This window comes from Oleiphilus sp. HI0123, assembly GCF_001635315.1.
Map to the genome: position 1 here is coordinate 1 of NZ_LWGE01001364.1, position 4,779 is coordinate 4,779.

Annotated in this window: 6 protein-coding genes; 3 read left to right on the forward strand and 3 right to left on the reverse strand. The window is 42.1% G+C overall.

Translation table 11 applies throughout. The features are described from left to right. Nucleotides 1-4 precede the first annotated feature (4 nt). Nucleotides 5-424: an OsmC family protein gene (locus tag A3761_RS17115; RefSeq protein WP_068512558.1), complete on the reverse strand. Its 420-nt coding sequence runs from the start codon at nt 422-424 to the stop codon at nt 5-7. 383 nt (nt 425-807) lie between these two features. Between A3761_RS17115 and crp the strand changes: the two genes are divergently transcribed. From crp to A3761_RS17130, 3 genes are all read left to right on the forward strand, one after another. After that, entirely contained in the window at nt 808-1,449 is a 642-nt protein-coding gene (gene crp / locus A3761_RS17120; protein ID WP_068512556.1) for a cAMP-activated global transcriptional regulator CRP, read from the forward strand. A gap of 279 nt (nt 1,450-1,728) precedes the next feature. Next, nucleotides 1,729-2,742, forward strand: coding sequence for a hypothetical protein (locus tag A3761_RS17125; RefSeq protein WP_068512552.1), 1,014 nt, complete (start codon nt 1,729-1,731; stop codon nt 2,740-2,742). Between the two features lie 8 nt (nt 2,743-2,750). After that, nucleotides 2,751-3,341, forward strand: coding sequence for a hypothetical protein (locus A3761_RS17130; protein ID WP_068554562.1), 591 nt, complete (start codon nt 2,751-2,753; stop codon nt 3,339-3,341). Nucleotides 3,342-3,724: 383 nt separating this feature from the next. Here A3761_RS17130 and A3761_RS17135 read toward each other — a convergent pair whose 3' ends face one another. Both A3761_RS17135 and A3761_RS17140 read right to left on the reverse strand, forming a co-directional pair. Next, nucleotides 3,725-4,384, reverse strand: a complete 660-nt coding sequence (locus A3761_RS17135; protein ID WP_068554564.1) for a glutathione S-transferase family protein — start codon at nt 4,382-4,384, stop codon at nt 3,725-3,727. An 8-nt stretch (nt 4,385-4,392) separates the two neighbouring features. Then, the coding region (locus A3761_RS17140; protein ID WP_231881247.1) for a glutathione binding-like protein at nt 4,393-4,779 on the reverse strand (387 nt) is incomplete at its 5' end.

The following is a 4,779-nucleotide window of genomic DNA, read 5'->3' on the forward strand; positions in this document are numbered from 1 at the left end:
TGGCTCAGGCTTCTTTTATCTCATAGCTGTGAGCGATTTCCACACCGCCTTTCTCAAGCATAATCGAAGCAGAGCAATACTTTTCAGCAGAGAGAGAAACGGCTCTTTTTACTTGGCTTTCTTTAAGCTGCTCACCACTGACAATGAAGTGGATGCTGATCTTGGTAAAAACACTGGGGACTTCGTCGGCACGTTCTGCGTCGATAATTGCTTGGCAGTCAGTTACGTTTTGACGGGATTTTTGCAGAATGCTCATGACGTCAAATGATGTGCAGCCACCCAAACCTAGTAGCAGCATTTCCATAGGTCGAGGGCCTTGGTTTTTTCCGCCATGGTCAGGAGGGCCATCCATTACTATTTCATGACCTGAGCCTGATTGACCTACAAATTTGGCGTCACCGCCCCAATTAATTGTTACGTTCATGTGTGTACCTAATGAGTATTCGTAATGAGAATTGAATTAGCGAAATTGCGTCGAAGAAGTACTTAAAAAAGCGAGTAGAGGACTGTTGGTTCCTCGAATGTCACTTGCTCTAGTGTGTATGTTACAAAATGATGATGCAGAGTAACATAAATCCCTAATTAATAATCACTGTGGAATTGTTTTTTTGATCTATACTTTTTAAAAGTATCAAAGAGTTACTTAAGGTTATTACGAAAAAGGAATTGAAAAACCTTGTGCTTGAGCTGAATTATAGTAGGCTAAGCTACGGTTTTTGCTGATAAAAAGTGAATAAAGATTCAGTTTTGGCCTATTACAGGAAGTAACGCTTGACGATAAGTAAGCAAATAAAAAGGTAAATTAGAATGTCCACAATACTCAAACCGATAGAAAGTAAAACAAAGCACCTCGATTTCTTTCTATCGCAATGTCATCGTAGAAAATACCCTAGTAAAAGTACAATCATTTACGCCGGCGATAAAAGTGATTCCTTATTTTATATTATTAAAGGCTCGGTAACGGTAATCATTGAAGATGATGATGGTCGTGAGATGATCATGGCTTATTTGAATGCCGGTGATTTCTTCGGTGAGATGGGCTTGTTTGATAATCTGGACTCTCGAAGTGCCTGGGTTAAAGCCAAAACCGAGTGTGAAGTTGCTGAGATCAGCTACAACAAGTTCCGGGAAATATCGTCTCAAGACTCGCGTATTTTGTATTTTATTGGTGAGCAAATGGCGAGTCGTTTGCGACAGACAACGCGTAAGGTGGGTGACTTAGCATTTCTTGATGTAACGGGTCGTGTTGCACGCACTTTACTGGATTTATGTAAAGAACCTGATGCGATGACTCATCCAGACGGCATGCAAATTAAGATTACGCGTCAAGAAATAGGGCGAATAGTTGGCTGTTCTCGTGAAATGGTTGGACGTGTACTCAAGACCCTTGAGGATCAGGGATTAGTTCAGGTTAAGGGTAAAACTATGGTGGTTTACGGTACGCGTTAACTCTTTAGGTTTTCCCATTTTGTTTAAGAAAAAGCAGGCTTAGCCTGCTTTTTTTGTTTGGGCTGTGGGTAATATACCTATTCTATATTTTGTTGGTAGAAGGTTTAATTCAAATAGCAATGTAAATAGTGGTTGACCTTCGGTCTGGATTCCGATGGAATATGCTTATAAGGTGAATGTGACCCGTGACCCTTTAATTATATGGTCGGGCTTTCTTGTCTCGGCACCTGTGATAAGTTTGTTCGGTTAGTAGTCAGTGATCATAAAAGGATTTAAGTGATGACATGGAATTCGACCCGCTTGCAATTAGACAAAGCCTTCTTGTTTGTTAGTGATGATTCTTTAGCATGTTCTTCTGCGCGACGTGTAGCTAAATTTAAAGGCCTGCGTATACAAAGTGCAAACTCTATTCAATCAGCTATTTCCTTTTTGGAACATAAACCCGCTGATTATTTTCTGGTTGTGATGGATGAGGAGAGCGCCAGCTTTTCGGCATATTCATTTTTAAACGAAGCTGATCAGCGTTGGCCTCATATCAAGGTTGTTTCGACTAGTAGCTTTATCGATAGCGGTGAACTCTTATCAAAGACTCCAAAAAATCTGGAGCTGGATGCTGTGTTGAGCTGCTTATTGAGTAAAGCCTGTGAGGAGCTTTTGAGTGAGAATAGCTGTATTCAGCAGGTTATAGATGACCGCTTGGCTGTTCTGAAAAAGGGGATTGAAAAAGCGCAATTAAGCAAACAGCATCGAGAACAATTGGTGTTATTTCCAGCAGAGTATTTGGCTGTATGTGAGCGAGGTTGGCTGCACTCCAAGCGTTATATGGACGAGGTATGTATTCGGGATAGCGAGCAATTCAAGCGTTTTCTAAGCCAGAGAATAATAGCGGCAGTTAAAAGAGTTTATGCTAGAGAAGTTGAGACAGCGATGAATAGTAATTTTCGTTTGTCTAAGTTGCTGCGTCAGTTCGGTATCAAGAGCGAAAAACGATTTGATCGCAATATTGAAAGTAATGAGGCTGCAATGGTGTTGATGCTTGCGACCCTTAAAGATTATTACTCCATTTTAGGTTATGACATTAAAGACATGGTTCAGCCTCAAAGAGAGTGTATTCACTTTGATCTTGGAGGGCGATTTACATATAACGATTACTTTAACCCCTTACTATCAAGTGTTGAGCGTGGTGCAGAATTAGCTTGCTTAAAACTAGAGTTTTTCATGTTGGCGAAGGCGTCAAATCTACGAGCAGAAATTAGTTATGACGAAACCTATTCGCTTTGTCTGGTTTGTTAGGAGTGAAGGTGCACGTTAAGGTAATCTCTACCGATCAGGTCTTGCTCGATACGCTAAGAATATCTCTAGATGTATTGCTGGGGTGCGAATTTGAGACGTTCAACCAAATATCTCCTGAGCTTGAACAGCAGCTTCTATTAGCGGGAAGCGAGAGCATTCTTCTCGTCGATGCAGGAATCCCAGGGGTTGATTATTGGGCTTTGGTTGGCTGGCTCGGTAGACAGTTCAAAGGCCAGGTGATTATCCTAACCAGTCCAAACTCTTATAACTTGAGCGCAGCAAAAATGATGCGCCTGGGGTGTTATGCCGTTTTGGATAAAAATAAGGGCTTCGCTCCTTGTTGGAGTGCGATTATATCCGCAGCCCAGGGGGATACGTTTATTGAGGGGGATAGTCCTTTTGCACAGCTCAGCTCCTCTGATCAGGAGCTTGCTAGAGAACTGTTAATTTACGATGTTAATCAATTATCTGAAATGAAGGGAATCTCCCAGCAAGCTATTAATAAAAAGAAATTGGCGATATATAACAAGCTCAGTATATGCTCTGTTCCAAATGATAAGGCCTTCCGCGTACTGGCCAAGTTATTTCAGTATCACTAGACTATTTTTTTGAAAAGGTTGTAGCTACAACTATTCACACCCAAAAATTGCTTATAACATTAGTTCCAGATAAGACGTTCTTCACGCAGTAAAGGGATTTAGCTTTGCCTTACGCAAGGGATACGCCGCGGAAGAGTTTATGCTAGCGAACTAGCCTTATCTATCATGAGGAGTCGAGGGATGCTGCTTAGCGAGTATTATTATTCTTTCAGTGGCATTTGGCTGTTAACTTCGTGAACAAGCGGGTAGGGCTCAAGGATGAGCATCTGTGATGAGGGTTTATCAACCTACCAAGAGGTCAGCAAGACTTCAGCTTGGGTAGCGGGGAGTAGTGCGCAAGGAAGCACACTGCTCCCCGCTTTTTAATTGATTAGCGCTGTCTGTCAGGTAACGATTATCTTTTGCCCACTAGCAACGACTTTTTCTGAGCGAGGGCGCTTTGGCGTATCAATGGCTCTTAATGCTGCCGGCCGTTCGTATATTGCTTTTACCCACCTTTCCAAGTTTGGATAGCTATCGATTTCAACACCCGACCAGTTGTGGGTTCGAACCCAAGCCCAGTTTGCGATATCTGCAATGCTGTAATTGTTTACCAGGTACTCATGTTCACTTAAGTGAGAGTCAAGTACTCCAAACAAACGCTTTACCTCGTTATGATAACGGTCAATAGCTGCGGGGATTTTTTCTGGAAAGTAGCGAAAGAAAACATTTGCTTGCCCCATCATTGGACCAATTCCGCCCATTTGGAACATTAGCCACTGATTTATAAGCGCGCGCTCGTTAGGTGTATGTGCGTAAAAATTTCCCGACTTTTCGGCTAGGTAGATCAGGATGGCCCCCGATTCGAAAAGAGTAAAACCTTCGTTGTCGTGATCAATAATCGCCGGTATTCGCCCATTCGGGTTAATAGCGATATACTCGGGCGTTTTTTGTTCACCCTTAGATAGGTCAACAGTGATTACTTTGTAAGGAATATTCATTTCCTCTAACGCAATGCTAATCTTGTGTCCGTTAGGGGTTGGTGATGTATATAGATCAATCATATATGTACCTAGGCTTTAGCCGATGGGCGAGAGGAAACTTCTTTATACCAGCGCAGAAGGTGAACTTGTTCTTTGTCTATAGATATCTGATTCACTCGATTAAAGTCCATTGTGCAGAGTGCGGTAATATCAGCAATGCTGAATGTGTCACCGGCAAGAAATGTATTGTGCTCTAAATGCTTATTCAGGTGTGTCATAAATTTTCTAACATGAGTGGCACACTCGGCTCCCCATTCCTTAATTGGATTCATTCTGTCTTTAAAGTAGCCGCTTGAGTGTTGAAAGCACATACCTGTTGGCATCAGAAAGTAAAACTCCGCCCAACGTTGCCACATTTCTATTTGAGCCTTTTCGAAAGCAGTTTCACCCATTAGAGGCTTCTCTGGATATAGCTC